The following is a 25,044-nucleotide window of genomic DNA, read 5'->3' as shown; positions in this document are numbered from 1 at the left end:
CCACCACCTGCGGCGCGCCCGCGCGGGCGGCGGTGGTCATGGTGCCCGCGCCCCCGTGGTGCACCACGGCGGCGACCCGGCGGAACAGTGCCTGCTGGTTGACCTCGCCGACGGCGAGGCAGTCGGCGGCGTCGTCGACGAGGGACAGGTCGGCCCAGCCCCGGGCGAGCAGGACGCGGTGCCCCTGGGCGCGGACCGCTTCGACGGCCACGCGGGCGACGTCCTCGGCCGCCGCCATGGGCATGCTGCCGAAGCCGACGTACACGGGCGGCGTGCCCGCGTCCAGGAACGCCTCCAGGTCGGCGGGCAGCGGGCGCTCGTCGGGCAGGATCCACGCGCCGGTCTGGACGACGTCGAGGCCGGCGGGCAGCACCCACGGGCTGAGGAGCGGGTCCGTGGCCAGCCAGGGGCGGTCGGTGAGCAGGTGGTCGCGGACATTGTCCACCGGCGGCAGACCCGCCGACGCTCTGTGGGCGTTGACCGGGCCGCCGAACAGGGCGTTCATGTGCTGGGCGTCGAGGTCCCACAGCACCCGGTTGTCGGTCACGCCGGCGGGGTGCGGGTGGCTCGGGTACTCGAACGGCGGGTGGTGCGGCGACGGCAGCATGGTCGGCTGGAAGCACGTGTAGACGTAACGCGTGCCCAGCTTCTCGGCCGCCGCCCGCGCGCCCGCCACGGCGGGGAACATGCCGGTGGCCACCACCACGTCGCAGCCCTCCGAGGCGGCCGCGGTGACCGCGTCGTAGGTCTCGGCGACCATGTCGGCCACCCGCTGCGCCATGTCCGCGCTCCTGAACCGCTTCGGCCCCTTCACCATGGACCGTGCCGTCGGGCCGACGGGCACCAGCGGCACGCCTGCCCGCGCCAGCACCGCGGCGAACTCCTCGTCGGGCGGCGCGCACACCCGCACCTCGGCTCCGAGGCCGAGCAGCTGGACGGCCAGCGCCGCCATGGGCTCGACGTCGCCGCGGGACCCACGGGTGGACAGCAACACTCGCACGACGTTCTCATTTCTGCAGGTCTTCGGCCTAGGCCGGCGATTCTGCCGGATGCCAGGGGCCTTGCCGCAAGCCCCCGGGTCCGCTATACGTTGAGAGGGGAAAGGAGTGCTACGTCCCCTTTCTGCAGCTGAGACCGCGTGGTAGCTTCCTGCCGAGCAAGCCTTGATCCCGTAGGAGGCAGGGGGCGCGGCCATGAGCGGCGAGCAGGACAACACCTCGCAGTGGGCGCGCGCCTGGCAGGTGCTGGGGCCCGTGACGGACCTGGTCACCCCCATGGCGGTACGCGTCGCGGCGTCGCTGCGGCTGACCGACCTGATGGACGGCGAGCCCGCCGTGCCCGTCGAGGAGCTGGCCCGCAGGTCCGGCACCGATCCCGACGCGCTGGGCCGGCTGCTGCGGCTCCTCGTCTGCCGGGGGATCTTCACCGAGCCGGAGCCGGGCACGTTCGCCGTCAACGAGCCCGCCGCACTGCTGGCCTCCGACCATCCGGCGCAGCTACGGCAGCGGCTCGACCTGGACGGGTTCGGCGGGCGGATGGACCTGGCGTTCACCGGCCTGCTGCACACCGTCCGCACCGGCAAGCCCGCGTGGGAGGCGGTCTTCGGCGCCCCGTACTGGGACTATCTGGCCGCAGAGCCGCAGGTCAGCGCGTCGTTCGACGCCATGATGGCCTCGGGCGACGACTACGTGGCCGACGCGGCCGAGGCGTACGACTGGTCGGGCGTGCGGCACGTCGTGGACGTCGGCGGCGGCACCGGCGTGCTGCTCTCGGAGATCCTGCGCGCCCACCCCGGCCTGCGGGCCACGCTCGTGGACCTGCCGGACACGGTGGAGCGCGGCCGGCGCTACCTGGCCGGGCGCGGGCTGGACGGGCGGTGCGCGTTCGCCGGCCAGAGCTTCTTCGAGCCGCTGCCCGCCGGGGGCGAGGTGTACGTGCTCAAGCGGGTGCTGCACGACTGGGGCGACGACGACGCCGTACGGATCCTGCGCCGCTGCGCGGAGGCGGCCGGGCCGCACGGGAAGGTCGTCGTGATCGAGACCGACAGCGGCCTCGGCTCCGACCCGGCCGGGCTGGCCGAGATGAACTTGCGGATGCTCGTGCTCACCGGCGGCCGCGAGCGCACCGTCGACGACTACCGCGCCATCGCCGACGAAGCCGGGCTCGGGCTGGCCGGCGTGCGTCACACGCCGCTCGGGCACATCGTGCTCGAATGCGCTCACCTGTGACCGAAGGCGTAGACGACCGGCGCCCGCGAGGAGATCTCCCCGTCGAGCCGCCGCACGTCGCCGAGGAACCGCGCCCGCAGGACCGACAGGTCCTCGGAGCCGAGCGTCCCGACCTCGGGGTAGTGCGGGCTGCGGCTGTAGATGCGCCACACCTGCTCCTCGTCCTCCTCGCCGGAACGCGGTAGGACGACTTCTCCGAGTACCGTGCGCACGGAGGTGAAGCCGGCCCGGGTCAGCGCCGCCGCGCAGCGCCGCTCGTCGCCGAGGGCCTCCATCGGGTCACGCAGGTCGAGGCCGAGCTCGGCCGCGCGGGCGCGGAACAGCCGGGCCATGACCGGGAAGCCGGCCCGCATGGCCGAGAAGCCGACGAGCCCGCCCGGCTTCAACACCCGGTGCCAGGCGGCCAGCGCGTCCTCGACCGGCAGGTACAGCATCCCCGCCGAGCAGATCACCGCGTCGAACGTGCCCTCGTCGAAGCGGTCGAGCCGGAGCACGTCGCCCTGCTCGTAGGTGACGTTCGGCAGGCCCGCGCCGAGCCGTCCGGCCTGGGCCAGCATGCCCGCCGAGACGTCCACCCCGACCACGCGCCCGGCCGGGCCGACCGCGCGGGCGGCGGCCACGGCGGCGAAGCCCGTGCCGGTGGCGGCGTCGAGCACGTGCCCGCCCGGCGGCAGCGCGGCCAGCTCCACCAGGCGTTCGGCGTAGCGGACGTGCCAGTCCGCGCCCGCGTACCGGCCGGCCCGGCCGTCGAAGTACGAAGCGGTCATTCCCGGCCCCGTCAGCTCGTGAGGATGACGAGCCGCTGCGTCGCGCGCGTCATCGCGACGTACCGGTCGACGGCCCCCTCGATGCCCTCGCCGAAGGAGTCGGGATCGACGAGGACGACCAGGTCGAACTCCAGCCCCTTCGACAGCTCGGGCGTCAGCGACCGTACGCGCGGCCGTTCCGCGAACGCCGGATCGCCGATGACGCACGCGGTGCCGTCGGCGTGCTCGGCCAGCCAGGCGTCGAGGATCGAGCCCAGCTCCGAGGCCGAGCCGTGGACGACCGGCACGCCCGTGCTGCGGATCGACGTGGGCACGTTGGCGTCCGGGAGGGCGGCCCGGATGACCGGCTCCGCCTCCGTCATGATCTCTTCCGGCGTGCGGTAGTTGACGCCGAGCGAGGCGAGGGTGATCCGGTCGAGTCCGACCCGCTTGAGCCGTTCCTCCCACGACTCCGTGAACCCGTGCCTGGCCTGCGCCCGGTCCCCGACGATGGTGAAGCTCCCGGACGGGCAGCGCAGCAGCAGCATCTGCCACTCCGCGTCGGTGAGCTCCTGGGCCTCGTCCACGACGATGTGCGCGAACGGTCCGGCCAGCCGGTCGGGGTCGGCGGCGGGCACGACGCTCTCGTCCACGAGGCTGTTGCGCAGGTCCTCGCCGCGCAGCATCGTCACCAGGCCCTCGCCGTCGTCGTCGGCCTCCAGCAGGTTGTCGACGACGTGCGACATGCGCTCGCGTTCGGCGGCGAGGACGGCCTCCTGGCGGCGGCGCCGCCGCGACTCCTCCGGGTCGCCGAGCCGCTGCCGGGCCGCGTCCAGAAGGGGCAGGTCGGACGTCGTCCACGCCTGGGCGTCGGCGCGCTGCAGCCGCCGGATCTCGTCGGCGCTCAGCCAGGGCGCGCACATCCGCAGGTACGCGGGCACGGACCACAGGTCACCGACCAGGTCGGCGGCCTCGATCAGCGGCCAGGCGCGGTTGAAGGCGGTGAGCAGCTCCCGGTTGCGCACGAGCGACGTGCGCAGCAGCTCGGGCGAGACGTCCTCGTCGTCGTGCTTGTCGGCGAGGATGGTGAGCAGCTCCTCCCAGATCTGGTCGCGGGCCTCGTTGTGCGGGGTGCCGGGGTCGGGCGCGGCGAACGCCTCGGCCCAGTCGTCGGCGCTCAGCCAGATGTCGGACCAGTGGGTGGTGACGGTCATGCCCTTGGCGGGCGGGTTCTCGTAGAACTTCACGGCCGGCTCGATCGCCTTGATCAGCTCCGCGGACGCCTTCAGCCGCGCCACCTCCGGGTCCGTCTCGGCCACCGCCGTGGCCCCCTCGGCGACGAGGTCCCGCAGCGTGCAGGTCTGCACGCCCTCCTCCCCGAGGCTGGGCAGGACGTCGGCCACGTACGCCAGGTACGGCTGGTGCGGCCCGACGAACAGCACGCCGCCCTTGCGGTGACCGAGGCGAGGGTCGGAGTAGAGGAGGTAGGCGGAGCGGTGCAGGGCGACGACGGTCTTGCCCGTGCCGGGGCCGCCGTCCACGACGAGGGCGCCGCGCGAGCCCGCGCGGATGATGGCGTCCTGGTCGGCCTGGATCGTGGCCAGGACGTCGCGCATCCGGGGCGAGCGGCTGCTGCCCAGGCTGGCGATGAAGGCGGACTGGTCGTCGAGCGCGGCGCGCCCCTCGATGCCGTCCGGGGTGAACACCTCGTCCCAGTAGTCACTGATCCGGCCCCGGGTCCAGCGGTACCTGCGGCGGCTGGCCAGGCCCATCGGGTTGCCGTGGGTGGCGCCGAAGAACGGCTCGGCGGCCGGGGAACGCCAGTCGAGCAGGAGCCGGCGGCCGTCGCTGTCGGTGAGGCCGAGGCGGCCGATGTAGACGGGCTCGGGGTCGTCCGCGGCGACCATGTGGCCGAGGCAGAGGTCGAGGCCGAAGCGGCGCAGCGCGCGCAGGCGGCCGGTCAGGCGGTGGATCTCCAGGTCCCGGTCCAGAGCCTGCCGGCCCTTGCCGCCGGGCGCCTTGCGCTCGGCGTCGAGGCGCTCCGACAGCTCGGCGATCGCCTGCTCCAGGCTCCGCGCGATGGCCGCGAAGTGCTGCTCGTCGCGGGCGATCAGCGCCGGGTCGGCCTTGGGGGCGAGGTGCGCGGGAAGGTCGAAGGCGCTGGTGGTGGCCGGGTTCACAGTCATAGGCTCCGATCTGGGATGGCTCGCGGCTGTCGATTGTGCGGCACGACCGGGGTCTTGCCGCAAGCCCCCCGTTGCGCTATACGTTGAGAGTGGCGGGAGGTGTGACCTCCGCATTTCATCGTGACGCTTTCATCGCGACCTCGTCCCGGGGGTCCGGCCCATGGCTTCCGACCAAGAAGAGCCGGCCGTGCTGGTGCAGGTGCTGCGCCTGGTGGAGACTCTGGTGATGCTGGCCGCGACCGCCGACGAGCAGGTCGCGTGGTGCCGGCGGCACGGCTGGTGCGAGGACGAGCTGGCGCTCGACTTCGACTGGGCCAACGGGCTGGTGCCGAACGTGGACGAGCAGGCCCCCGGGCTGCTGTCACCGGCCCTGCACGAGTGCCTGCGGCAGATCGACGGCCTGCTCGGCAGGATGGGCGGGCAGGCCAACGCCGACAAGTGGACCGCTGCGGGGCTGGCCACCGACCCCGACTGGGCCGAGATCCGCAACCTGGCCAGGCGGGCGCTGACCGAGGTGACGGGGCTGGTGCGGGTGCCGTCCCCCGAGGTGCTGTGATCGAGGTGACCGGGCTGGTCCGGGTGCCGTCCCCCGAGGTGCTGTGATCCGACCTGCTGTCGGAGCTGGCCCAGCGGGTCGCGGCCGGTGAGCTGGCCGAGGCGGAGGCCATGCAGATGGGCGTGCTCATCCTGCTGGCCGGCCACGAGACCACCACGAACATGATCGCGCTCGGCACGCTCGCCCTGCTGGAGCACCCCGGCCAGCTCGCCGCGCTGCGTGCGGGCGACGCCGAGCTGACCGTCTCGGCCGTGGAGGAGCTGCTGCGTTACCTGACGATCACCCATCAGGGGCTGCGGCGGGTGGCGACCCGTCCACCAGTGCCTGGGCCAGCAGCTCGCCCGCATGGAGCTCCAGGTCGTCCTCGGGACGCTCTACCGCCGCATTCCCACGCTGCGGGCCGCCGTCGGTCTGGAGGAGATCCCGTTCAAGGAGGACGGCCTCATCTACGGCGTGTACGAGCTGCCGGTGACGTGGTGACTCAGTGACCCGTGGCCCCGTCGAGGCGCTCGCGGAGCAGGTCGGCGTGGCCGTTGTGGCGGGCGTACTCCTGGACCATGAGCATGTGGACCCAGCGCAGCGACATGGTGATGCCGCGCCTCGGGTCGGTGAACGTCTCGTCGAGCGAGCGGCCCGCCAGGGCGCGGCGGACGGCGTCGAGCTCGGCCAGGTAGGTCGCGTGGTCCGCCGCCGCGTCCGCCCCGTCCACGTCGAACTCGGCGTTCAGGTCGTCGTCGGTGCAGAACAGGTACGGCACCCGTTCGCCGGCGAACCGCGTGCGGAACCAGTCGCGCTCCACCTCGGCCATGTGGCGCAGCAGCCCGAGCAGCGACAGGTGCGACGGCTCGATGTGGCGCGACTTCAGCTGGGCGGCGGTGAGGCCGCCGCACTTCCAGAGCAGGGTCTCGCGGTGGTGGTCGAGCCAGGCGTCGGCGATGGCCCGCTCGTCGGCGGCCGGCACGGTCAGGTGGGGGTTGAGCCGGGTGATCTCCGGCGATCGCCAGATCATGCCTCCATCATGCGGGCAACAGCGTCAGCCAGGTGCGCTGCGGGCAGAGGCGTACGATCTCCGCACGCGAGAGCCAGCCCGCGTGCGTGCTCTCCGAGCCCGCGGGCGGCCGCGTCGGCGTGCCCGCCCCCGGCACGGCCGCCCGGAACATCGCCATGTACGTCAGCGCCGGGTAGCGGTAGCCGGCCGGCGGCGGCTCCAGCAGCTCGATGCGCTGCCAGGCGAAGATCGACAGGGCCGCGGGCGGCAGGCGCAGGCCCGTCTCCTCGTGCAGCTCCCTGGCCGCCGCCTCGGCCAGGCCCTCGCCCGGCTCCACGTGGCCGCCCGGGATGTCCCAGCCGCGGCCCTCGCGGTCGACGCAGGTCATCAGCGTCCGGCCGGCGGTGTCGGAGACGAACGCGAACGCCGACGTGGTGCGCTCGACCGGCGGCAGGGTGTCGGAGAGGATCACGTCGAGGCGGTGCGCCACCGGGATCCAGGGCACCGTCCGCGTCGCCACCACAACAGTCACCCGCTCACTGTGGTGGCGACGGGAAACGGATGTCAAAACGGGGTCAGACGCCCCGGCGCATCGCGCGGTTGCCGAGATAGAGGCCGATCGCGGCGACGGCGCAGGCGGCGGCGGTGCCGTACAGGACCGAGGGGTTGGCCAGGTCGCCGGCGAACAGGGCGCGCTGGGCGTCCACGATGTAGGTGACCGGGTTGACCTGGCCGAGCGCCCGCAACCAGCCGGGCGCGGTCTCCAGCGGGAGCAGCACCCCCGAGAGCAGCAGCAGCGGGAACATGATCGACTGGCTGACGACGTAGAACAGGGTGCCGCCCGGCGCCGACCTGATCGCCAGCACGAACGAGAGCGCCCCCAGCCCCACGCTGAACACCACGAGCTGCGCCAGCGCCCCCAGCACGCCCGCCAGGTGCAGCTCGAAGCCCAACGGCAGGGCCAGCACGATGATCAGCACCGCCTGCACGAGCAACGTCAGCATGGCCTTCACGCTCTTGCCGACCAGCATCGCCGTACGGTTCAGCGGCGTGACCATCAGCCGCTCCATCGCGCCGCCGATCAGCTCGACCAGCAGCGTGTAACCGGCGCTCATCGGCCCGGTCAGGCACATCATGACCAGGATTCCCGGCACGAACCACTGCCAGGACGAGCCGACCGCCCCGTCCAGCAGCGACCCGAACAGGAACAGGAACAGCAGCGGCTGCCCCATGTCGAACAGCAGCCCGGCCGGGTTGCGCAGGCTGGGCCTGATCTCGCGGGAGAAGACGGTGGTGGTGTCACGCAGGAATGTCGTCATCGGTGAGGCTTCTTCCGGTCAGGGTGAGGAACACGTCGTCGAGGGTCGGGCGGATGGTCTCGGCGGTGACGACCTTGACGCCGGCGGCGTCGAGCGTGCGCAGGTGCCCGGGGAGCGCGGCGGTGGCGTGCGCCACCCGCAGCCGCACGGTGACGCCCTCCCGAACGCCGCCACCGAGCCGAACGGCCGTCTCCGCCTCCTGCTCGGTGGCGGTGGTGATGACGATGTGGTCGCCGGCCAGGTCGTTCTTGAGCTGCTCGGCGGTGCCGTCCGCGATGATCCGGCCGCCGTCGATGATCACCACCCGCTCGGCCATGCTGTCGGCCTCCTCCAGGTAGTGGGTGGTCAGGAACAGCGTCGTCCCGTACGCCTCGCGCAGGCGCAGGATGTGCTCCCAGACCTCCGCGCGGCTCTTCGGGTCGAGCCCGGTCGAGGGCTCGTCGAGGAACAGCAGGTCGGGGCGGTGGATGAGACCCAGGGCGATGTCGAGGCGGCGGCGCTGCCCGCCCGACAGGGTGCCGGGCAGTCGCCTGGCCAGCGGCGCCAGGTCGAGCAGGTCGAGCAGCTCGTCCGCGCGGGCCGCGGCCTCCCGCGGGCGCAGGCCGTAGCAGCGGCCCTGGGTGACCAGCTCGTCGCGGACGAGGAACTCCTCGCCCGCGCTGTTGCGCTGTCCCACGTACCCGATGCGGGCCCGCACCCCGGCGGGATCGCGGGCCACGTCGTGGCCGGCCACCGTGGCGGTGCCCGAGGTGGGCGGCAGGAGCGTGGTGAGCATGCGCAAAGTGGTGGACTTGCCCGCGCCGTTCGGCCCCAGGAACGCGACGAGCTGGCCGGCCTCCACGTCGAGGTCGATGCCGCGGACAGCCTGGACACTCTCCTTCTTCACTTTGAACACTCGGGTCAGTCCACGGGCGTGGATCATGGTCGCCCTCCTCCGGGCATGGCGAAGAAACCCCTGGTCGGGGGCGCTTTCAAGGAATCGGATCCAGTTTGCGCACGTTCGGAGGGGTCTGGCAAACGCGAATGTGATGTTCATAAACGGCTCTGACCTGCGGAAACACCGTCAGGAGCGGGGTCGCTGACGTACCGAATTTCGGGGCTCCGAAGTGCGGTTTCTCCCCTCGCGGGGATGATTTTCGACGGGCGTCCCGCGCACCGGGGCACGCGCCGGGCCGACCCGTCATCACAAGGGGGTGCGCGTGGTGACCGCTCCTGGGGGTCGGCCCCGTGCGCCGGCTCTCAATGACGCGGGAAATTGATATTTCTGGACTTGCGGAATTCTGTACGGCTCCGCCAGGATCTCCGGCGTGAAACGTCTCTTGTTATTCGCGGCAATCGCCACGGTCGGCATGACGGGCGTCGCGCACGCGGCCGACGGGGTGCCCGGTGTGGACGTCAGCAACTGGACGGGCGACATCGACTGGGCGAGCGTTGTCGCCGGGGGCGGGAAATTCGCGTTCGTGCAGGCCACGGAGGGGGCCGACTACACCAATCCGCGTTTCAGCGCCCAGTATGACGGCGCCGCCGCGGCCGGGCTGATCCGCGGCGCCTATCACTTCGCGCAACCGCACGAAACCGATGGCGCGACCCAGGCCGACTATTTCCTGCAGCACGGCGGTAACTGGGTGAGCGACGGCCGTACGCTGCCGGGTGTCGTCGATATGGAGGACAATCCGTACAAGGACACGAACGGCAAGAACAACTGTTACGACCTGTCGCCCGAGGACATGGTGACCTGGCTCAAGGACTTCACGAAGAAGTACTACGAGTCGACCGGCCGGCACGCGATCATCTACACCACCACGAGCTGGTGGCAGACCTGCACGGGGAATTCCGCCAAGTTCAAGTCCAACCCCCTGTGGCTGGCCCGCTGGGGCAGCGATCCGGGGGAGCTGCCGAAGGGCTGGAAGAAGCACACGTTCTGGCAGTCGGCCGACAAGGGGCCGCTGGTCGGGGGCGGGAACACGTTCAACGGCTCGGAGTCGCAGCTCGCCACGCTGGCCAACCCGCCCGCCTCGGTGACGGTGTCCGGCCAGGCCAGGAACAGGAAGACGTACACCGTCACGATCAGGAACACGGGGCCGCACCCGGTCAAGGACATCAAGCTGTCGGGGCGGGCGTTCGGCGGTCAGAACGTGGTGCGGGCGCCCGGGTGCGACGTCAGCGGCACGGCGGTGCGCTGCACGGTCGCGGAGCTGCCGCGCGGGCAGAAGAAGACGTTCACGTTCACCACGAAGCCCAGGAAATCGACGGGCACGGTCGGGATGTACGTGACCGTCGGTTCGGTGAAACTCACGCTTAAGTCACGATGAGGCAGGATATTTCCCAAGAGCTTTTGTCGTAGGGCTTCTGGGGGGCGTGAATGAGGCGGCGGTTGGCCGTGGCAGCGGTGCTGCTCCTGCTGACCGCCACCGCCTCCGTGCCGCTCGGGCTGTCCCTGCCGCCGCTGATCGTGCGGATCGCGTACGAGATCGAGCAGCGCGGCATCGTGTACTCGTGGGGCGGCGGCCACGGCGCCTCCCCCGGGCCGTCCAAGGGCACGTGCAGGGGCTACCAGGGGCGGATCAAGCCCTGCCCGGCGGCCCGGACGCGCGGGCTCGACTGCTCGGGGTTCGCCCGCTGGGTGTACGCCCTCGCGCACGGCGAGGACGTGCTGGGGCCCGGCAACACCGACGACCACGTCCGCAGGATGCGCCGCGTCTCCTCGCCCCGCCCCGGAGACCTGGTCTTCTTCGGGAAGATCACGAAAAGGACGGTCAAGACCCACCACGTCGGCATCTACCTCGGCGGCGGCAAGATGATGAACGCCCCCGAGACCGGAGCCGTGGTGCGCGTCGACGACATCGGCCGCAAGAAGGACTTCGCCGGGTTCTACCGGTACTGATGCCAGGTTCTGCCGGTGCTGATGAGGGACCTGTACCGAATCGGTATACCTGGAACGCCTGTGACGGGGCCAAAAATGAGAGACCCCACGGCTAACGTGTGTCGCTATGGACAGGCGATGGGTCGGGCTCGACGGTTACGAGGTCGTCGGCGCGGTGCGCGCGGGGCGGCAGGTGCTCCGGGTGCGCAAAGACGGATGGCTGGTCGCTGACTGCACCTCCGTCGCGGAGGTCGCCAGGCACGTTGACCTGGCCGATCTCTGCGAGGTCATCGAGCTGCCCGCGCGCCGCCGGGCCGAGCCGCCGGCGACGGCCCGATCGAGTTCGCATCATCGCTGAGTGCCGTGTATGGTTACACCTGTCCGCAGCGCCGGACAGGCCCCTATAGCTCAGTCGGCAGAGCGTCTCCATGGTAAGGAGAAGGTCAACGGTTCGATTCCGTTTGGGGGCTCGCATCTCACGCCCGACCCGGAAGTTCACGGGGTCGGGCGTTTCGCTTTCCTCCTCTCCTCGCGCGGCTCCTTCTTCCGGCGCTGCCGCCACCACTGGACGAGCGCCGCGACGCCGAGCGAGGCCGCGGTGGCGGTGCCGGCCTCCAGGGCGGCGACCACGTCCCACCGGATCACGAACGCCACCAGCACCATCACGACCCAGACCGCCACGCCCCCCAACGCCCAGGCCACGAGCTTGTGCACGTTCATGATCCCCTCCGTCTCCTGGCAGGAGCGTAGTGGTCGGGTTTGGCGTGGCTTGTGCCGTTCAAGCCGGAGATTTGAGATGTGGCTGACGGGCGGCATCCCCGCAGGTCCATAGCCTGAGGGAAATGGCAAGGTCAACGTGGATCGCTGTGGCGGCCGTGGTCGTCGCCTTCGCCGTGGCGGTCGGCGTCGCCCTGGTGAGCGGGATCCTGCTGCTCGGCACCGAGGACGAACCGCACACCCGGCCGGTCACCGACACGACCCGCGGCTCCGGCTCGACGGCCCAGAAGGGGGCGATGGACGCCTGGCGCGCCGAGTTCGAGCGCATGCACCCGGGGCTGCGCGTGAGCTACGAGGCCAACGGCTCGGGGGCCGGGATCGCGGACTTCATCACGGGACGCAGCGCGTTCGCCGGCTCCGACGTCCCGATGAACGCGCAGGAGCAGGCGCTGGCCGACCGGCGCTGCGGCGGCCGGGCCGTCCACCTGCCCATGGTGATCGGCCCTGTCGCGCTGGCGTACAACCTGCCGTCCGTACCGGACCTGAAGCTGTCACCCGCCACGCTGACCGGCATCTTCAGCGGCCGCATCACCCGGTGGGACGACGCGCGGATCGCCGCCGACAACCGCGGCAGCCGCCTGCCCCACACCGAGATCCGCGCCTTCCACCGCGCGGACGACTCCGGCACCACCCACAACTTCCTGTCCTACCTCCGAACGAGCGGCCACTGGCCCCACGAGCCGTCCAGGAGGTGGAACGGCGCCGGGAAGGGGGTGACGGGCTCCAGCGGCATGACCCAGGCCGTGGAGCACAGCCAGGACTCGATCGGGTACGTGGAGTACGGCTTCGCCAGCAGCGCCCGCCTGAAGGTCGCCAAACTCCGCAACGCCTCCGGCCACTTCGCCGCCCTGACCCCGATGAACGCCAGCGAAGCACTCCAGGGAGCCCGGAGCGCCGGCCGCACGAACGACCTGGTGGTGCACATCGACTACGCCACCGAGAAACCCGGCGCCTACCCTCTCGTCCTCGTCACCTACGAGATCATCTGCTCCCGCGGCACCGACCCCCCGGCCCTGGCCTTCCTCGGATACGCCGCCAGCGACGCCGGTCAGTCCTACCTGTCCCTGTACGGCTACGCCCCACTCCCCGACAGGCTGCTGGCCCAGGTCCGTACCCGCCTCGGCGCCACGACCTGAGCCGATTCGCAGGAAAGCCGGCATCGGGAGCGGGTGCAGGAGGTCAGCCTCTTCCACCTCTCTGGTAAGAGGAGATATGAGCCGTGACGTCGCCATCGCCTTGGAGTTCGAGCACGACATCGACTTCGAGGAAGTCCTCGATCGGCTCGTCCGCATGGGGTGGAAGTTGCTCCGCGAAGAAGACGCCATCTGGTACATGACCGACTACGACTGGAAGATCCAGCCGCTGGCTGGCCTGGCCGCGGCGAAGCGTGACATGCGCACCTCCTACGAGGCCGGGGCGGCCGTAGGTATGACCACGAGGCTGCCCGACGGGGAGATCTTCGCGAACGTGCTGTTCCACCAGGAAAGAACGTCGGTCTCCCTGATCCCTCTGCTGGAGTACCGCACTTTCGCGCACATGCCGGAGTTCGTCGACCTGGGCTGGTATCTGGAGAGATTCCTCGCGGCATGCAGGGATCTGCCCATCGTAGGAACGGAAGCCGGCGACCACCGGTGACGATGTCGGGTGGGCCTGAGCAGACCGATCCGCGGGCTTCCTCGCCGTGCGATCACGTCGAAGCGGTCATGGCGCCCGGCTCGAACCCGGAAGCCGCCGTCCCAGGACGCGAGACCGGTTCAGGCTGAGGGGCGGGGTGGTGGGGGCGGGGCTGTGAGGGGTGGTGGATGGGGTCGCGAGGGGTGGTGGGCGCTGCTACGCTGGGCGTTCCCTCGCCTGGATCATCCTCGTGGCGGGGCGGCAGGTGGGGCTGTCGTCGTGGATTTCGATTGTCGGGGGTTCCTGAGGCATACTGGGAGCACCCCGCCCGACCGGGTGAGTTACGAATCTGCTCGCCGCGTCGGGTATTCTCTACGGGCCGGGCCTTTCCGGCTCAAAGGCGGAGTAGCTCAGTCAGGCAGAGCAAACGGCTCATAATCGTTGTGTCGCCGGTTCAAGTCCGGCCTCCGCTACTGCCCCAGCCCAGGTCGCCAGACCTGGGTACGGGCGTGTCCATGTCCCGAACGTAGAAAGGCACTCCCAAGTGGCTGCCACCGACGTTAGGCCGAAGATCACGCTGGCCTGCCAGGAGTGCAAGCACCGCAACTACATCACGCGGAAGAACCGGCGCAACGACCCGGATCGGCTTGAGCTGAAGAAGTACTGCCCCAACTGCCGCTGCCACCGCGCGCACCGCGAGACCCGATAGGGCCTGCGGGTAGGGCGGGCTTCTGCCCTCCTCCTGACATTGACATACCGCACAGCCGGCGTCCCCTAGCAGGGCGCCGGTTTGTCGTGTTTGTGGGGGTTTGCGAAGCCCTGGCAGGTCCCGTGCGGAGCCCCGGCAGGTCCCGTGCGGGTTCCGTGCGGAGCCCCGGCAGGTCCCGTGCGGGTTCCGCTCGGGTGCAGGCAAAAAGCAGGCCATCACCGGCGACAGCCGAACCTTGTTCTGTTAGCGTCTGGCCCATCAGTGCCGGAACGGAGACATGCGAGGGAGCAGCGATGGCCTTGAATCGTGACTTCGTGGGCAGGACCTATCCGCCGAGTGCCCCGTACGAGGTCAGCAGGGTGAAGATCAAGGAGTTCGCGGCGGCGATCGGCGACAACAACCCGCTCTACCGCGACAAGGAGGCCGCCCAGGCGGCCGGGTACCCGGACGTGATCGCGCCGCCCACGTTCCCCATCGTGTTCAGCCTGCAGAGCGGCGGCGAGGCGCTGGTGGACCCCGACCTGGGGCTGAACCTCGCCATGGTGGTCCACGGCGAGCAGCGGTTCGAGTACGTGCGGCCCGTCCACGCCGGCGACGAGCTGGTCATGACCTCCACCATCACCGACATCCGCACCGCCGGGCGCAACGAGGTGCTGACCGTCAGGAGCGACGTGCGGACGGTGCAGGGCGAGCCGGTGTGCGTGACGTACAACACGATCGTCGAGCGTGGAGGGGCCGCCTGAGATGAGCGCAGCCGTGAGGTACGACGAGGTCGAGGTCGGGCAGGAACTGCCCGCCGCGGAGTACAACGTGCGCCGGGTGAACCTGGTGATGTACGCGGGCGCGTCCGGGGACTTCAACCAGATCCACTGGAACGAGCGGTTCGCCAAGATGGTCGGGCTGCCCGACGTGATCGCGCACGGGATGTTCACGATGGCGCAGGCCGGGCGGTTCGTCACCGACTGGGTGGGGGATCCGGGGGCGGTGGTGGACTTCGGGGTGCGGTTCTCGTCGATGGTGGTCGTGCCCGACGACGATCGCGGGGCGACGATCTCGGTGAGCGGGGTGGTGGAGGAGAAGCTGGAGGACAAGCGGGTGGTCGTCGGGCTCACCGCCAAGGCGGGCGATGCGAAGGTGCTGTCCAAGGCGCGGGCCGTGGTGCAGCTCTCCTGACACCTCTCTCTCCCGACACGCCTCTCCCGACACGCCTGTCCTGACACGGCTCTCCTGAAGCCGAGTGATGCGGCTCTGGTGATAAGGCGGCTCGTGATAAGGCGGGCGGCTCGCGGGTAGCGCGTGTTCGTATGAATGATGCTGCGCGACAGGTCTGGCCGACGATTCGATCCATCCCCGTCTCCGCGGTGACCGACGCCAAGCCGCCCGCCCACCTGCGGCCCGCCCGGCCGGGGGGAGTGGCGGGCGGCACGGGCACCGGACGGGACACCGCGGGCGGTGCCTCCACGGGCACTTCCGTGAGCAAGGGTGGTGGGGGAGCGCCAGGAGTCGGTACGGCCGGGTCCCGGCGCACCTCGGGCGAGCACGCCCGCATGAACCCGGCCGCCGAGCTGGGCTTCTCCGGCGACCCCGGCCAGCACGGCAACCCGGATGACAGCATGCTGCACGCCCAGCGCGTCTGGGATGGCACGCTGGCCACCAACCGGCTCGACGACATGGGCGTGAACACCGAGCGGCAGCGCGTGGAGACCAAGGACGTCACGGTCGGCGTGGGCCTGCTGGTGGACGGCTGGCCGGAGGACGTCCGCGCGTGCCTGGAGTCGATCGTGGCGCACACGAACGCCCGCGTGCTGGCGATCGACCTCGGCAACGTGGACGGCGCCGGTGACGTGCTGCGCGAGCTGGCCGGGCGGTATCCGGAGCGGATCGCCGCCTGGCACGTGGCGGAGGAGCCGCACTGGCGGGGCGGCACGGCGACGTGGGGCGAGGGCAGGGCGAAGCTGCTGCGGCTGGACGAGTCCGAGGTGCACGTGCTGATGGACACGAACATGGTGCTGCGGGGCGACGCGCTGACGCCGCTGGTCGCGGAGGTCGTGGAGGGCGCGGTCGCGGCGGGCTGGCGGGGCGTGGAGCCGTCGGACGGCTCGGTGGCGCGCACGAGCATCGGCATCGTGCCGGACTGGCGGGAGGGGCCGGGCGGCGCGGGGCCCGAGTGGCGGGAGGCCGGCCCTGGGCGGGTGCGGGCGCTGACCGGCGGGGTGATCGCGGTGCGCAGGGCGCAGGCGCTCGCCGCGCTGCCGGAGGACGCCTGCTACGGCGCGTACGCCGATCTGGAGCTCTCGCTGGCGCTGCGCGGCGACCTGGTCGTGCCGGACGACACGCCGCCGGTGGAGTCGCTGGGCCGGCACGACGTGCCGGACGGCTACCTGGACCGCGAGTCCCGCCGCAACTACGACGGGGTGCTGCGCATGCTGAGTGCCTCCTAAGCTAGTTGCTCATGGAGATGCTCGCGCCGTACACCACGCTGCGCCTGGGCGGCCCCGCCCGCGACTTCGCCGAGGCGACCTCGGCGGAGCAGCTCGTGTCCCTGATCGCCGAGGCCGACAGGAACGACGTCCCGACGCTGGTGCTCGGCGGGGGCAGCAACGTCGTGGTGTCCGACGAGGGGTTCGACGGGCTGGTCGTCAAGGTCGCGACGCAGGGCGTGACCGTCTCGCGCGACGGCGAGCAGGTCGTGCTGGTGGTCGAGGCGGGTGAAGACTGGGACCGGCTGGTGGCCCGCGCGGTGGCCGAGGGCTGGTCGGGCATCGAGTGCATGTCGGGCGTGCCGGGGCTGGTGGGCTCGACGCCGATCCAGAACGTCGGCGCGTACGGGCAGGAGGTCGCCCAGACGATCAGGTGCGTGCGGGCCTACGACCGGCGCACCCGGCAGGTGGTGGACATCGAGGCGCGGCAGTGCGGGTTCTCCTATCGTGACAGCCTCTTCAAGCGCGATCTGTCCAGGTACGTCGTGCTGGCGGTGACGTACGCGCTGGACCTGTCGGATGTGTCGGGCCCGCTGGCGTACGAGGAGCTGGCCCGCAGGCTGGGCACCGAGGCGGGCGGCCGGGTGCCGCTGGACCGGGCCCGTGCGGCCGTCCTGGAGCTGCGCAGGGGCAAGGGAATGGTGCTCGACCCCGACGATCCCGACACGCGCAGCGCGGGCTCGTTCTTCACGAACCCGGTGCTGACGGCGGAGCAGGCGGCTGAGCTGGCCGTGCGCGCGCCCGGCCATCCGCGCTGGGACCTGCCCGGCGGCCTGGTCAAGGTGCCGGCCGCGTGGCTGATCGAGCAGGCGGGCTTCCCCAAGGGGTACGAGCGCGGCCCCGTACGCATCTCGACCAAGCACACGCTCGCCCTCACCAACCCGACGGGCGCGGCCACCGCCGCCGACCTGCTGGCCCTGGCCAGGGAGGTGCGTGACGGGGTGCGCGAGAAGTTCGGGGTGACGCTGGTCAACGAGCCGGTGCTGGTGGGCTGCGACCTCGGGGAATAGGCACTCTTCTGGGGCTGTTATGGTGGGTTGGAATTACCGAAGGGGAGTAGTCCCAATCGCGTGATCGACATACTGGCGCCTGCGGGTGCCCGGTCGCGCGGGCCTTCTTAGAGCGGGCGGACGAGACCTTCGGCCTGGCAGTCATTGACGTGAAGACGCTGCCGGGCCGAAGTCGTGCCCGAAAATCTCCCCGGGTGCCTGCTTCCGGCCTGGCCGCGCGGAAGAGGACCGTTGGAAGCGTTCTGGATCAGCACCGTCGCCATCTTCGTGGCGGAGCTCGGTGACAAGAGCCAGCTCATGGCGATGACGTTCGCCACCCGTTTCAAAGCCTGGACCGTGATCCTCGGCATCACGGTCGCCACAGCGGTCGTGCACCTGCTCAGCGTGGCGCTGGGCGGCCTGGTCGGCGACTGGCTGCCGACGACGGCGATCTCGATCGTGGCGGGCCTGGCCTTCCTCGGCTTCGCCGTCTGGACGCTGCGCGGCGACGAGCTGACCGAGGAGGAGTCGAAGAAGGCCCAGCGCACCACCAGGAACGCGCTGATCGCGGTGACGGTGGCGTTCTTCCTGAGCGAGCTGGGCGACAAGACGATGCTGGCCACGATCACGCTGGCGTCGCGCTACGACGACTGGGTCGGCACGTGGATCGGCTCGACGGTGGGCATGGTGGCGGCCGACGCGCTGGCCATCCTGGTGGGGCGCCTGCTGGGCAAGCACCTGCCGGAGAAGGCCATCAGGTACGGCGCCGCCGCCGCGTTCGCCGTCTTCGGGGTGATCCTCCTGGTGGAAGCGTTCCTCTAAGGACGACAAAAGCCTCCAGGGCGACAAAGCCTCTAGGACGACAAAAGCCTCTAGGACGACAGGAGCGACAGGCGGTGGGCGGCGGCCGCGGCTTCGCCGCGCGTGGTGACGCCGAGCTTGCCCAGGATGTTCGACACGTGCACGCTCACCGTCTTCGCCGAGATGAACAGCTCGGCCGCGATGTCGCGGTTGGTGCGGCCCTGGGTGACCAGGCGCAGCACCTCCAGCTCGCGCGGCGTGAGCAGCTCCGACGGCTCCTGCGCCGGCGGGAGCCCCCCGACGCGGCGCGACAGCGCCTCGATGTCGGCGACGAGCGGGGCCGCGCGCAGCGCCTCGGCCAGCGGGAGCGCCGCCTTGAGCCGGGTCGCCGCGCCCTCCCTGTCGCCGGTCGCCGCGGCGGCGCCGGCCGCGCGCAGCAGGGCCTTGGCCTGGTTGTGCGGGCGCCGCAGCCGCTCCCACGCCGTCGCCGCGGCGTCGAAGTCGCCGAGGTAGGTCAGCCGGTACGCCTCCACGACGGGGCCGATGACGGCCAGCTCCGCGGCCACCTCGGCGGCCTGCCTGCGGACGGTCTCGGTGCGGGCCGGCTCGACGTCCTGGGCGGCGTCGCAGACGACGCGGAGCAGGGCGAGCAGCCGCCAGCCGAGCATGGCCTTGCTGGGCTGCTTGGGGCGGGCCAGCACCCGCTCGGCCTCGTCGAGGGCGGCGGCGGGGTCGCCGGTGGTGAGCCGGTAGCCGATGCGCAGGCGGGCGTTGTTGACCAGGTCCTGGACGAACTCCTCCTGGTGGTCCTTGAACACGCCGATCTCGGCCAGCAGCGCCTCGACGAGCTGCAGCTCTCCCCTGGCCATGGCGATGTCGGCGCGCACGCGCAGCAGGGCGAGCCGGTGGCGCAGGACGGGGCCGTGGCTGAGCGCGCTCTCGACGATCTCGATGGCTTCGTCCCAGCGGCCGAGCACCTCCATCGACTCGGCCCAGTTGTTGGCGATGAACAGGCCGCTGCCGCGCAGCCGCCCGTACTGCTTGGCGATGCCGTAGCCGTCCTCGGCCAGGCGCAGTGCCTCGTCCTCGCGGCCCATGTCGAGCAGCGCGTCGATGTTGTTGCCCAGCGCCCGGGTGATCAGGCGCGGCGAGCGCTTCTCGCGGCCGATCCGCAGCGCCTGCTCGTTCAGGGCGATCGTCTTCTCCGTCTCGCCGTTGAGCGAGTGGCCGAGCGCCTGGTTCATCAGCAGGTCGCCTTCGAGGCAGCGGTCGCCGTACTGCCTGGCCAGGCGCAGGCCCTCGGCGATGAGGCCGTCGGCCTCCTCGATCTGGCCGCGCAGCATGAGGTGGCGGCTGAGCGTCATGACGACCTCGGCCCGGTCGGGGCTGTCCTCGGGGACGAGCTGGAGCGCGTGCCGCAGGTCGTCGATGACGCCGGTCTGGTTCTTGGAGTTCTTGAACGCGGCCCGGCGCTTGATGACCTGGGCCACCCGCTCGGGCTCCTTGGTCTCGTCGAGCTGCGACAGCGCGGCCTTGACGAACTTCAGGCCCCGGTCGACGTCGCCGCCGGCGTTGGCGGCCTCGGAGGCGCGCTCCAGCACGGCGGTGTGGTCGGCGCCGATGACGTCGGCGGCGTCGGGCACCCGGTCCCACAGCATGAGGACGCGCTCCAGGAGCTGGACGGCCTCGGTGTAGGCGTACGACTTGAACGACTTCTGCGCCGCCTCCCAGGCGGAGATGAGGGCCCAGCGGTCGTTGCGGGCGCCGTACCAGTGGTGGGCCAGCTCGACGGCGGCGCGGCCGGGCGGGACGAGCCGGCGGTCCTTGGAGATCTCCTCGGCGAACCTGGCGTGCAGGCGCTGGTGCTCGCCCGGCAGCAGCTCGTCGTGGACGGCCTCGCGGATGAGGGAGTGGCGGAAGACGTAGGCGCGGTTGTCGGCGATCTGCAGCACGTTGCCGGCGATGGCGGGGCGCAGCGCGCTCTCCAGCTCGACGTCGGACAGGCCGCTGACGGCGGCCAGCAGGGCGTGGCCGACGCGGTTGCCGCCGGCGGCGGCCACGCGCAGCACGCGCTGGGTCTCCTCGGGCAGCCGCTCGACGGAGCCGAGGATGAGGTCCTGCATGGACTCGGGGAACGTGCAGTCGACGCCGCACTCCAGCAGCGCCTCGACGAACAGCGGGATGCCCTCGCTGCGCTCGTAGACCTGCTCGACGGCGCCGTACTCGGAGGTCTTGCCGAGGATCGCGGTCATCTGCTGGGCGACCTCGTCGCGCGACAGGCGGGGCAGGTCGAGCCGGTGCACGCCGTTGACGCGGCCCAGCTCGGCGAGGACCGGCCGGAGCGGGTGCTGGCGGTGCAGGTCGTCGGAGCGGTAGGTCATGACCATCAGCACCTGCGGCGCGTGCAGGTTGCGGCTGAGGAAGGCGATGAGGTCGCGGCTGGAGCGGTCGGCCCAGTGGATGTCCTCGATGACGAGGATGGTGGGGCGCTTCTCCGCGAGCCGTTCGAGGAGGGTGAGGAACTGCTCGAACAGGCGGGCGCGGCCCGTGTCGGTCTCCCCGTCGCCGTTGGGCTCGCCGAACTCGGGCAGCAGCCGGGCCAGGTCGCGCTCGGCGCCGTCGGGCAGCAGCCCCGCCACGGCGGCCGGGCCCTGCTCGCGGACGAGCTGGCGGAGCGCGGCGGTGAAGGGCGCGTACGCCAGGCCCTCGGTGGACAGCTCCACGCAGCCCCCGAACAGCACGTGGGCGCCGTCCGTGGCGCGTTGCTCGGCGAAGCGCTGGACGAGCCTGGTCTTGCCGACGCCGGCCTCGCCCCCTAGCAGGACGGCCGTCGCTCTGCCTTTCCTGGCCTCGTCGAAGCTTTCAGACAGAGCCGCCAGCTCCTCTTCCCGCCCGACGAAGACGGGACTGACAGATCGTCCCCGCATGTCGTCCAGCATGTCATGCAACTTCCGATGCTTTCGACGGTTTTATGGCGAATTCGGGCCCGCGTTCAAGGCGGGTGCGAGACCCGGCCGCGAGCGAGGATGCGGCCGGGCTCTCGTGGGGCGGTCATGACGAGCGGCGCTTGCCGAAGAACGAGCGGCGCTCGCTCTTGTTGCCACGCTCGGCCTCGCGTACGCGGCGGTGGTGGGCGGCCGCCTTGCGCAGCTCGCTGGCCTGACTCTTCATGAGCTCGAACTCGATCTCGGGATGCATGGTGTGTCTCCTGAAATTTCCTGTGTCTTTCTGACACCTTCAAGATTCGTGCTAAGGCCCACCCCGCCACATCGGGTGGATGCCTTATCTCTGCTGTGCGCAGGCACTCCGCATACCTAGGAACGGGCGCCCGGGTGCCCTAAGGTGGTCCGGTTTGGAGGTAGTGGCCCTGGTCGGCGATGCTGTCTAGGTGTCAACTGTGACTACCTCGCTCGCGGACGTCGCCTCGTCCGAAGCCGCGTTGCGAGCATTTCTGCACGGCCTGCCCGGGGTCGACCGGGTCGGCGCGGACCAGCGGGCGGCGATGCTCGGCACCCGTTCGATCAAGACCACGGCCAAGGCGCAGGCCATTGACCTGGCCATCTCCATGGTCGACCTGACCACCCTCGAAGGGGCCGACACGGCCGGCAAGGTGCGCGCGATGTGCGCCAAGGCCGTGCGGCCCGGCGGTGACGCGCCCTCGGTGGCGGCCGTGTGCGTCTACCCCGACCTGGTCGCCGTCGCCGCCGAAGCGCTCAAGGGCACCGGGATCAAGGTCGCCTCGGTGGCCACCGGCTTCCCCAGCGGCCGCACCTCGCTGGAGGTCAAGGTCAGCGACACCGCGCTGGCGGTGGCGGCCGGCGCCGACGAGATCGACATGGTGATCGACCGGGGCGCGTTCCTGTCCGGCCGGTACATGAAGGTGTTCGAGGAGATCGTCGCGGTCAAGGCCGCCTGCGGTGCCGCGCACCTGAAGGTGATCCTGGAGACCGGCGAGCTGGCCACCTACGACAACGTGCGGCGCGCCTCCTGGCTGGCGATGCTGGCCGGCGCCGACTTCATCAAGACCTCCACCGGCAAGGTGGCCCCGGCCGCCACCCTCCCGGTCACCCTGATCATGCTGGAGGCCGTGCGCGACTTCCGCGACACCACCGGCCGCCAGGTCGGCGTCAAGCCCGCCGGCGGCATCCGCACCACCAAGGACGCCATCAAGAACCTCGTGCTGGTCAACGAGACCGCTGGGGACGACTGGCTGAGCCCCGAGTGGTTCCGGCTCGGCGCCTCCTCGCTGCTCAACGATCTGCTGATGCAGCGGCAGAAGCTGGCCACCGGCCGTTATGCCGGCCCCGACTACTTCACCTTGGACTGATGGCGATGCCCAATTCGCTGTTCGAATATGCACCGGCCCCCGAGTCGCGCGACGTCGTCGACCTGAAGTCCTCCTACGGGCTGTTCATCAACGGGGAGTTCGTCGACGGCTCCGGCCCGTCCTTCAAGACCGTCAACCCGGCCACCGAGGAGACGCTGGCCGAGGTGGCCACCGCCTCCTCCGAGGATGTGGACCGGGCGGTGCGGGCGGCGCGCAAGGCGTTCGACGGCTGGAGCGCGCTGCCCGGCGCCGAGCGCGCCAAGTACCTCTTCCGCATCGCCCGGATCATCCAGGAGCGGGCCAGGGAGCTGGCCGTGCTGGAGACCCTCGACAACGGCAAGCCGATCCGCGAGTCCCGGGATGTGGACGTGCCGCTGGTGGCGGCGCATTTCTTCTACTACGCCGGCTGGGCCGACAAGCTGGAATACGCCGGGTTCGGCACCAAGCCGCTGGGGGTCGCCGGGCAGGTGATCCCGTGGAACTTCCCGCTGCTGATGCTGGCCTGGAAGATCGCTCCGGCGCTGGCCTGCGGGAACACGGTGGTGCTCAAGCCGGCCGAGACCACGCCGCTGACGGCGTTGCTGTTCGCCGAGATCTGCCGGCAGGCCGACCTGCCGCCGGGCGTGGTCAACATCGTCACCGGCGCGGGTGAGACCGGCGCCGCCGTGGTCGCCCACCCCGAGGTGGCCAAGGTGGCCTTCACCGGCTCCACCGAGGTCGGCCGGCTGATCGCCCGGTCGGTGGCCGGCACCGGCAAGAAGCTCACCTTGGAGCTGGGCGGCAAGGCGGCGAACATCGTCTTCGACGACGCCGCGCTCGACCAGGCGGTGGAGGGGATCGTCAACGGGATCTTCTTCAACCAGGGGCACGTGTGCTGCGCCGGCTCCCGGCTGCTGGTGCAGGAATCCGTGCAGGAGGAGCTGCTGGAGGCGCTCAAGCGGCGGCTGGGCAGCCTGCGGCTGGGTGATCCGCTGGACAAGAACACCGACATCGGCGCGATCAACTCGGCCGAGCAGCTGGCCAAGATCCGCCGGCTGAGCGACCTGGGCGAGGCCGAGGGGGCCGAGCGCTGGTCGCCCGCCTGCCAGCTGCCCGAGCAGGGCTACTGGTTCCCGCCGACGCTGTTCACCGGGGTGGCGCAGTCGCACAGCATCGCCCGCGAGGAGATCTTCGGGCCGGTGCTGTCGGTGCTGACCTTCCGCACCCCGGCCGAGGCGGTCGAGAAGGCCAACAACACCCCGTACGGGCTGTCGGCGGGCGTGTGGACCGAGAAGGGCTCGCGCATCCTGTGGATGGCCGACAGACTGCGCGCCGGCGTGGTCTGGGCCAACACCTTCAACAAGTTCGACCCCACCTCACCCTTCGGCGGCTACAAGGAGTCGGGGTACGGGCGCGAGGGCGGCCTGGCCGGTCTGGAGGCCTACCTTGATGTGTGAGCACCGCCGGGCCCGCCGCCGCGCGCGACGGGCCGAGGCCACCCGGGGCCACGCCTTCGCCAGGGCCGGCCGGCCCGTCCGCACCGGCTGGTACGCCCACCGCTGCGGCGTGAGCCGGTGCGGCCAGGTCTTCGTGCCGGTCCAGATGTCGCAGGAGTCCACGTGGAGGGGGCGGGGCGATGAGTAGGTTGTCCGTTAAAAAGACCTACAAGCTGTACATCGGAGGGGCGTTCCCGCGCTCGGAGAGTGGGAGGTCCTACCCCGTGACCTCGGCCAAGGGCGAGTTCGTCGCCAACGCGGCGCGGGCCTCGCGCAAGGACGCCCGTGACGCCGTGGTGGCCGCGCGCAAGGCGTTCCCCGGCTGGTCGGGCGCGACCCCGTACAACAGGGGGCAGATCCTCTACCGGGTCGCCGAGATGCTGGAGGGGCGGCGCGCGCAGTTCGCCGAGGAGCTGGGCGGCGGCAAGCGCGCGGCGCTGGAGCAGGTGGACGCCACCGTCGATCGGCTGGTCTGGTACGCGGGCTGGTCCGACAAGATCGCCTCGGTGCGCGGCGCGGCGAACCCGGTGGCCGGGCCTTACTTCAACCTGTCCACGCCCGAGCCGACCGGCGTGGTGGCCGTGGTGGCGCCCGCCGATCCGCTGCTCGGGCTCGTGTCCGTGGTCGCGCCGGTGATCGTGACCGGCAACACCTGCGTCGTGGTCGCCTCCGAGCCCGCGCCACTGGCGGCGATCACGCTGGCCGAGGTGCTGGCCACCTCCGACCTGCCCGGCGGGGTGGTGAACATCCTGACCGGCCGTCAGGCCGAGCTGGCGCCCTGGCTGGCGGCGCACATGGACGTCAACGGGCTCGACCTGACCGGCGTCGCGGACGCCGAGCTGGCGCTGAGCTGCGAGCAGGCGGCGGCTGAAAACCTCAAGCGGGTGGCGCGGCCCGTCCAGGAGGACTGGTCGGCCGATCCGGGCATCGGCCGCATGACGCGCTTCCTGGAGACGAAGACCGTCTGGCACCCGATCGGCGTGTGA

28 protein-coding genes and 2 tRNA genes are annotated in these 25,044 nt (G+C 71.1%); 20 read left to right on the top strand and 10 right to left on the bottom strand.

The window, feature by feature from the left end; genetic code table 11:
- On the bottom strand, positions 1–1,000 hold a 1,000-nt coding region (locus HCN51_RS53160; RefSeq protein WP_168021397.1), incomplete at its 3' end, for a glycosyltransferase.
- A gap of 193 nt (positions 1,001–1,193) precedes the next feature.
- Between HCN51_RS53160 and HCN51_RS53155 the strand changes: the two genes are divergently transcribed.
- Positions 1,194–2,228, top strand: coding sequence for a methyltransferase (locus tag HCN51_RS53155; protein ID WP_168021395.1), 1,035 nt, complete (start codon positions 1,194–1,196; stop codon positions 2,226–2,228).
- On the opposite strand, the gene HCN51_RS53150 is transcribed toward HCN51_RS53155, so the two are convergent.
- Together HCN51_RS53150 and helR are read right to left on the bottom strand one after the other, a co-directional pair.
- A complete protein-coding gene (locus tag HCN51_RS53150; protein WP_168021393.1) occupies positions 2,219–2,995 on the bottom strand; it encodes a class I SAM-dependent methyltransferase in 777 nt (258 codons plus the stop codon). The two genes, HCN51_RS53155 and HCN51_RS53150, sit on opposite strands and share 10 nt — an antisense overlap.
- Positions 2,996–3,006: 11 nt before the next feature.
- Complete coding sequence (gene helR / locus HCN51_RS53145; RefSeq protein WP_206068966.1) at positions 3,007–5,160, bottom strand: RNA polymerase recycling motor ATPase HelR; 2,154 nt, start codon at positions 5,158–5,160, stop codon at positions 3,007–3,009.
- A gap of 160 nt (positions 5,161–5,320) precedes the next feature.
- On the opposite strand from helR, the gene HCN51_RS53140 reads away from it, so the two are divergent.
- Both HCN51_RS53140 and HCN51_RS61950 read left to right on the top strand, forming a co-directional pair.
- Entirely contained in the window at positions 5,321–5,716 is a 396-nt protein-coding gene (locus tag HCN51_RS53140; RefSeq protein ID WP_168021320.1) for a hypothetical protein, read from the top strand.
- Positions 5,717–6,061: 345 nt separating this feature from the next.
- Complete coding sequence (locus tag HCN51_RS61950; protein WP_277350302.1) at positions 6,062–6,196, top strand: hypothetical protein; 135 nt, start codon at positions 6,062–6,064, stop codon at positions 6,194–6,196.
- 1 nt (position 6,197) lies between these two features.
- Here HCN51_RS61950 and HCN51_RS53130 read toward each other — a convergent pair whose 3' ends face one another.
- The 4 genes from HCN51_RS53130 to HCN51_RS53115 are packed head-to-tail and all read right to left on the bottom strand — an operon-like array spanning position 6,198 to position 8,945.
- Complete coding sequence (locus HCN51_RS53130; protein ID WP_168021391.1) at positions 6,198–6,725, bottom strand: DinB family protein; 528 nt, start codon at positions 6,723–6,725, stop codon at positions 6,198–6,200.
- A 7-nt stretch (positions 6,726–6,732) separates the two neighbouring features.
- Positions 6,733–7,236, bottom strand: a complete 504-nt coding sequence (locus tag HCN51_RS53125) for an NUDIX domain-containing protein (RefSeq protein ID WP_206068965.1) — start codon at positions 7,234–7,236, stop codon at positions 6,733–6,735.
- A 43-nt stretch (positions 7,237–7,279) separates the two neighbouring features.
- Positions 7,280–8,023: an ABC transporter permease gene (locus HCN51_RS53120; RefSeq protein ID WP_168021390.1), complete on the bottom strand. Its 744-nt coding sequence runs from the start codon at positions 8,021–8,023 to the stop codon at positions 7,280–7,282.
- Entirely contained in the window at positions 8,004–8,945 is a 942-nt protein-coding gene (locus HCN51_RS53115) for an ATP-binding cassette domain-containing protein (RefSeq protein WP_168021381.1), read from the bottom strand. Before HCN51_RS53115 ends, HCN51_RS53120 begins: the two co-directional genes overlap by 20 nt.
- 385 nt (positions 8,946–9,330) lie before the next feature.
- Between HCN51_RS53115 and HCN51_RS53110 the strand changes: the two genes are divergently transcribed.
- From HCN51_RS53110 to HCN51_RS53095, 4 genes are all read left to right on the top strand, one after another.
- Positions 9,331–10,335, top strand: coding sequence for a lysozyme (locus HCN51_RS53110; protein WP_346434139.1), 1,005 nt, complete (start codon positions 9,331–9,333; stop codon positions 10,333–10,335).
- Positions 10,336–10,403: 68 nt separating this feature from the next.
- Complete coding sequence (locus tag HCN51_RS53105; protein ID WP_346434140.1) at positions 10,404–10,907, top strand: C40 family peptidase; 504 nt, start codon at positions 10,404–10,406, stop codon at positions 10,905–10,907.
- 106 nt (positions 10,908–11,013) lie between these two features.
- Positions 11,014–11,244 (top strand): transposase, encoded by a 231-nt coding sequence (locus HCN51_RS53100; RefSeq protein WP_168021370.1) that lies wholly within the window; start codon positions 11,014–11,016, stop codon positions 11,242–11,244.
- A gap of 39 nt (positions 11,245–11,283) precedes the next feature.
- Positions 11,284–11,356 (top strand) — tRNA-Thr (locus HCN51_RS53095).
- A 25-nt stretch (positions 11,357–11,381) separates the two neighbouring features.
- On the opposite strand, the gene HCN51_RS53090 is transcribed toward HCN51_RS53095, so the two are convergent.
- Complete coding sequence (locus HCN51_RS53090; RefSeq protein ID WP_168021367.1) at positions 11,382–11,606, bottom strand: hypothetical protein; 225 nt, start codon at positions 11,604–11,606, stop codon at positions 11,382–11,384.
- Positions 11,607–11,728: 122 nt separating this feature from the next.
- Here HCN51_RS53090 and pstS point away from each other — a divergent pair, with 122 nt between their 5' ends.
- From pstS to HCN51_RS53045, 9 genes are all read left to right on the top strand, one after another.
- A complete protein-coding gene (gene pstS, locus HCN51_RS53085; protein ID WP_168021365.1) occupies positions 11,729–12,799 on the top strand; it encodes a phosphate ABC transporter substrate-binding protein PstS in 1,071 nt (356 codons plus the stop codon).
- Positions 12,800–12,875: 76 nt separating this feature from the next.
- Positions 12,876–13,298 (top strand): hypothetical protein, encoded by a 423-nt coding sequence (locus HCN51_RS53080; RefSeq protein WP_168021363.1) that lies wholly within the window; start codon positions 12,876–12,878, stop codon positions 13,296–13,298.
- Between the two features lie 378 nt (positions 13,299–13,676).
- Positions 13,677–13,750, top strand: a tRNA-Met gene (locus HCN51_RS53075).
- A gap of 71 nt (positions 13,751–13,821) precedes the next feature.
- A complete protein-coding gene (gene rpmG, locus HCN51_RS53070; RefSeq protein WP_019632658.1) occupies positions 13,822–13,986 on the top strand; it encodes a 50S ribosomal protein L33 in 165 nt (54 codons plus the stop codon).
- A 293-nt stretch (positions 13,987–14,279) separates the two neighbouring features.
- Entirely contained in the window at positions 14,280–14,729 is a 450-nt protein-coding gene (locus tag HCN51_RS53065) for a MaoC family dehydratase N-terminal domain-containing protein (protein WP_168021361.1), read from the top strand.
- Position 14,730: 1 nt separating this feature from the next.
- The gene (locus HCN51_RS53060; protein WP_168021359.1) at positions 14,731–15,159 is read left to right on the top strand and encodes a MaoC family dehydratase; all 429 of its coding nucleotides are present in this window, start codon (positions 14,731–14,733) and stop codon (positions 15,157–15,159) included.
- Between the two features lie 188 nt (positions 15,160–15,347).
- Complete coding sequence (locus HCN51_RS53055; RefSeq protein ID WP_168021357.1) at positions 15,348–16,427, top strand: glycosyltransferase family 2 protein; 1,080 nt, start codon at positions 15,348–15,350, stop codon at positions 16,425–16,427.
- A gap of 11 nt (positions 16,428–16,438) precedes the next feature.
- Positions 16,439–17,476, top strand: a complete 1,038-nt coding sequence (locus HCN51_RS53050; protein WP_168021355.1) for a UDP-N-acetylmuramate dehydrogenase — start codon at positions 16,439–16,441, stop codon at positions 17,474–17,476.
- A gap of 231 nt (positions 17,477–17,707) precedes the next feature.
- Positions 17,708–18,277 carry a TMEM165/GDT1 family protein gene (locus HCN51_RS53045; protein ID WP_080043498.1) on the top strand — a complete coding sequence of 190 codons (570 nt, stop codon included), beginning with the start codon at positions 17,708–17,710 and terminating at the stop codon, positions 18,275–18,277.
- Between the two features lie 50 nt (positions 18,278–18,327).
- Here HCN51_RS53045 and HCN51_RS61945 read toward each other — a convergent pair whose 3' ends face one another.
- Together HCN51_RS61945 and HCN51_RS53035 are read right to left on the bottom strand one after the other, a co-directional pair.
- Positions 18,328–21,183: an ATP-binding protein gene (locus HCN51_RS61945; RefSeq protein ID WP_277350301.1), complete on the bottom strand. Its 2,856-nt coding sequence runs from the start codon at positions 21,181–21,183 to the stop codon at positions 18,328–18,330.
- A 124-nt stretch (positions 21,184–21,307) separates the two neighbouring features.
- Entirely contained in the window at positions 21,308–21,454 is a 147-nt protein-coding gene (locus tag HCN51_RS53035) for a hypothetical protein (protein ID WP_168021351.1), read from the bottom strand.
- A 199-nt stretch (positions 21,455–21,653) separates the two neighbouring features.
- Between HCN51_RS53035 and deoC the strand changes: the two genes are divergently transcribed.
- From deoC to HCN51_RS53015, 4 genes are read left to right on the top strand one after another with little or no spacing between them, the layout of a single operon-like run.
- On the top strand, positions 21,654–22,583 hold the full coding sequence (deoC, locus tag HCN51_RS53030; RefSeq protein ID WP_168021349.1) for a deoxyribose-phosphate aldolase: 930 nt from the start codon (positions 21,654–21,656) through the stop codon (positions 22,581–22,583).
- Between the two features lie 5 nt (positions 22,584–22,588).
- Positions 22,589–24,019: an aldehyde dehydrogenase family protein gene (locus tag HCN51_RS53025; protein ID WP_168021411.1), complete on the top strand. Its 1,431-nt coding sequence runs from the start codon at positions 22,589–22,591 to the stop codon at positions 24,017–24,019.
- Entirely contained in the window at positions 24,012–24,206 is a 195-nt protein-coding gene (locus HCN51_RS53020; protein ID WP_080043494.1) for a hypothetical protein, read from the top strand. The genes HCN51_RS53025 and HCN51_RS53020 overlap by 8 nt, the downstream gene beginning before the upstream one ends.
- On the top strand, positions 24,199–25,044 hold the full coding sequence (locus HCN51_RS53015) for an aldehyde dehydrogenase family protein (RefSeq protein WP_168021347.1): 846 nt from the start codon (positions 24,199–24,201) through the stop codon (positions 25,042–25,044). Before HCN51_RS53020 ends, HCN51_RS53015 begins: the two co-directional genes overlap by 8 nt.

It is taken from the genome of Nonomuraea composti (assembly GCF_012034275.1).
GTDB lineage: Bacteria > Actinomycetota > Actinomycetes > Streptosporangiales > Streptosporangiaceae > Nonomuraea > Nonomuraea composti.
Note: the sequence above shows the minus strand (reverse complement) of the source record. Positions and strands in the feature narration are given on the sequence as shown.

What these genes read in the sequence shown, in the direction of transcription:
- HCN51_RS53155 (WP_168021395.1), top strand. Translation starts at nt 1,194, where the DNA reads ATGAGCGGCGAGCAGGACAACACCTCGCAGTGGGCGCGCGCCTGGCAG.
- HCN51_RS53150 (WP_168021393.1), bottom strand. Translation starts at nt 2,995, where the DNA reads ATGACCGCTTCGTACTTCGACGGCCGGGCCGGCCGGTACGCGGGCGCG.
- helR (WP_206068966.1), bottom strand. Translation starts at nt 5,160, where the DNA reads ATGACTGTGAACCCGGCCACCACCAGCGCCTTCGACCTTCCCGCGCAC.
- HCN51_RS53140 (WP_168021320.1), top strand. Translation starts at nt 5,321, where the DNA reads ATGGCTTCCGACCAAGAAGAGCCGGCCGTGCTGGTGCAGGTGCTGCGC.
- HCN51_RS61950 (WP_277350302.1), top strand. Translation starts at nt 6,062, where the DNA reads ATGGAGCTCCAGGTCGTCCTCGGGACGCTCTACCGCCGCATTCCCACG.
- HCN51_RS53130 (WP_168021391.1), bottom strand. Translation starts at nt 6,725, where the DNA reads ATGATCTGGCGATCGCCGGAGATCACCCGGCTCAACCCCCACCTGACC.
- HCN51_RS53120 (WP_168021390.1), bottom strand. Translation starts at nt 8,023, where the DNA reads ATGACGACATTCCTGCGTGACACCACCACCGTCTTCTCCCGCGAGATC.
- HCN51_RS53115 (WP_168021381.1), bottom strand. Translation starts at nt 8,945, where the DNA reads ATGATCCACGCCCGTGGACTGACCCGAGTGTTCAAAGTGAAGAAGGAG.
- HCN51_RS53100 (WP_168021370.1), top strand. Translation starts at nt 11,014, where the DNA reads ATGGACAGGCGATGGGTCGGGCTCGACGGTTACGAGGTCGTCGGCGCG.
- HCN51_RS53090 (WP_168021367.1), bottom strand. Translation starts at nt 11,606, where the DNA reads ATGAACGTGCACAAGCTCGTGGCCTGGGCGTTGGGGGGCGTGGCGGTC.
- pstS (WP_168021365.1), top strand. Translation starts at nt 11,729, where the DNA reads ATGGCAAGGTCAACGTGGATCGCTGTGGCGGCCGTGGTCGTCGCCTTC.
- HCN51_RS53080 (WP_168021363.1), top strand. Translation starts at nt 12,876, where the DNA reads ATGAGCCGTGACGTCGCCATCGCCTTGGAGTTCGAGCACGACATCGAC.
- HCN51_RS53065 (WP_168021361.1), top strand. Translation starts at nt 14,280, where the DNA reads ATGGCCTTGAATCGTGACTTCGTGGGCAGGACCTATCCGCCGAGTGCC.
- HCN51_RS53060 (WP_168021359.1), top strand. Translation starts at nt 14,731, where the DNA reads ATGAGCGCAGCCGTGAGGTACGACGAGGTCGAGGTCGGGCAGGAACTG.
- HCN51_RS53050 (WP_168021355.1), top strand. Translation starts at nt 16,439, where the DNA reads ATGGAGATGCTCGCGCCGTACACCACGCTGCGCCTGGGCGGCCCCGCC.
- HCN51_RS61945 (WP_277350301.1), bottom strand. Translation starts at nt 21,183, where the DNA reads ATGCGGGGACGATCTGTCAGTCCCGTCTTCGTCGGGCGGGAAGAGGAG.
- HCN51_RS53035 (WP_168021351.1), bottom strand. Translation starts at nt 21,454, where the DNA reads ATGCATCCCGAGATCGAGTTCGAGCTCATGAAGAGTCAGGCCAGCGAG.
- HCN51_RS53025 (WP_168021411.1), top strand. Translation starts at nt 22,589, where the DNA reads ATGCCCAATTCGCTGTTCGAATATGCACCGGCCCCCGAGTCGCGCGAC.
- HCN51_RS53020 (WP_080043494.1), top strand. Translation starts at nt 24,012, where the DNA reads ATGTGTGAGCACCGCCGGGCCCGCCGCCGCGCGCGACGGGCCGAGGCC.
- HCN51_RS53015 (WP_168021347.1), top strand. Translation starts at nt 24,199, where the DNA reads ATGAGTAGGTTGTCCGTTAAAAAGACCTACAAGCTGTACATCGGAGGG.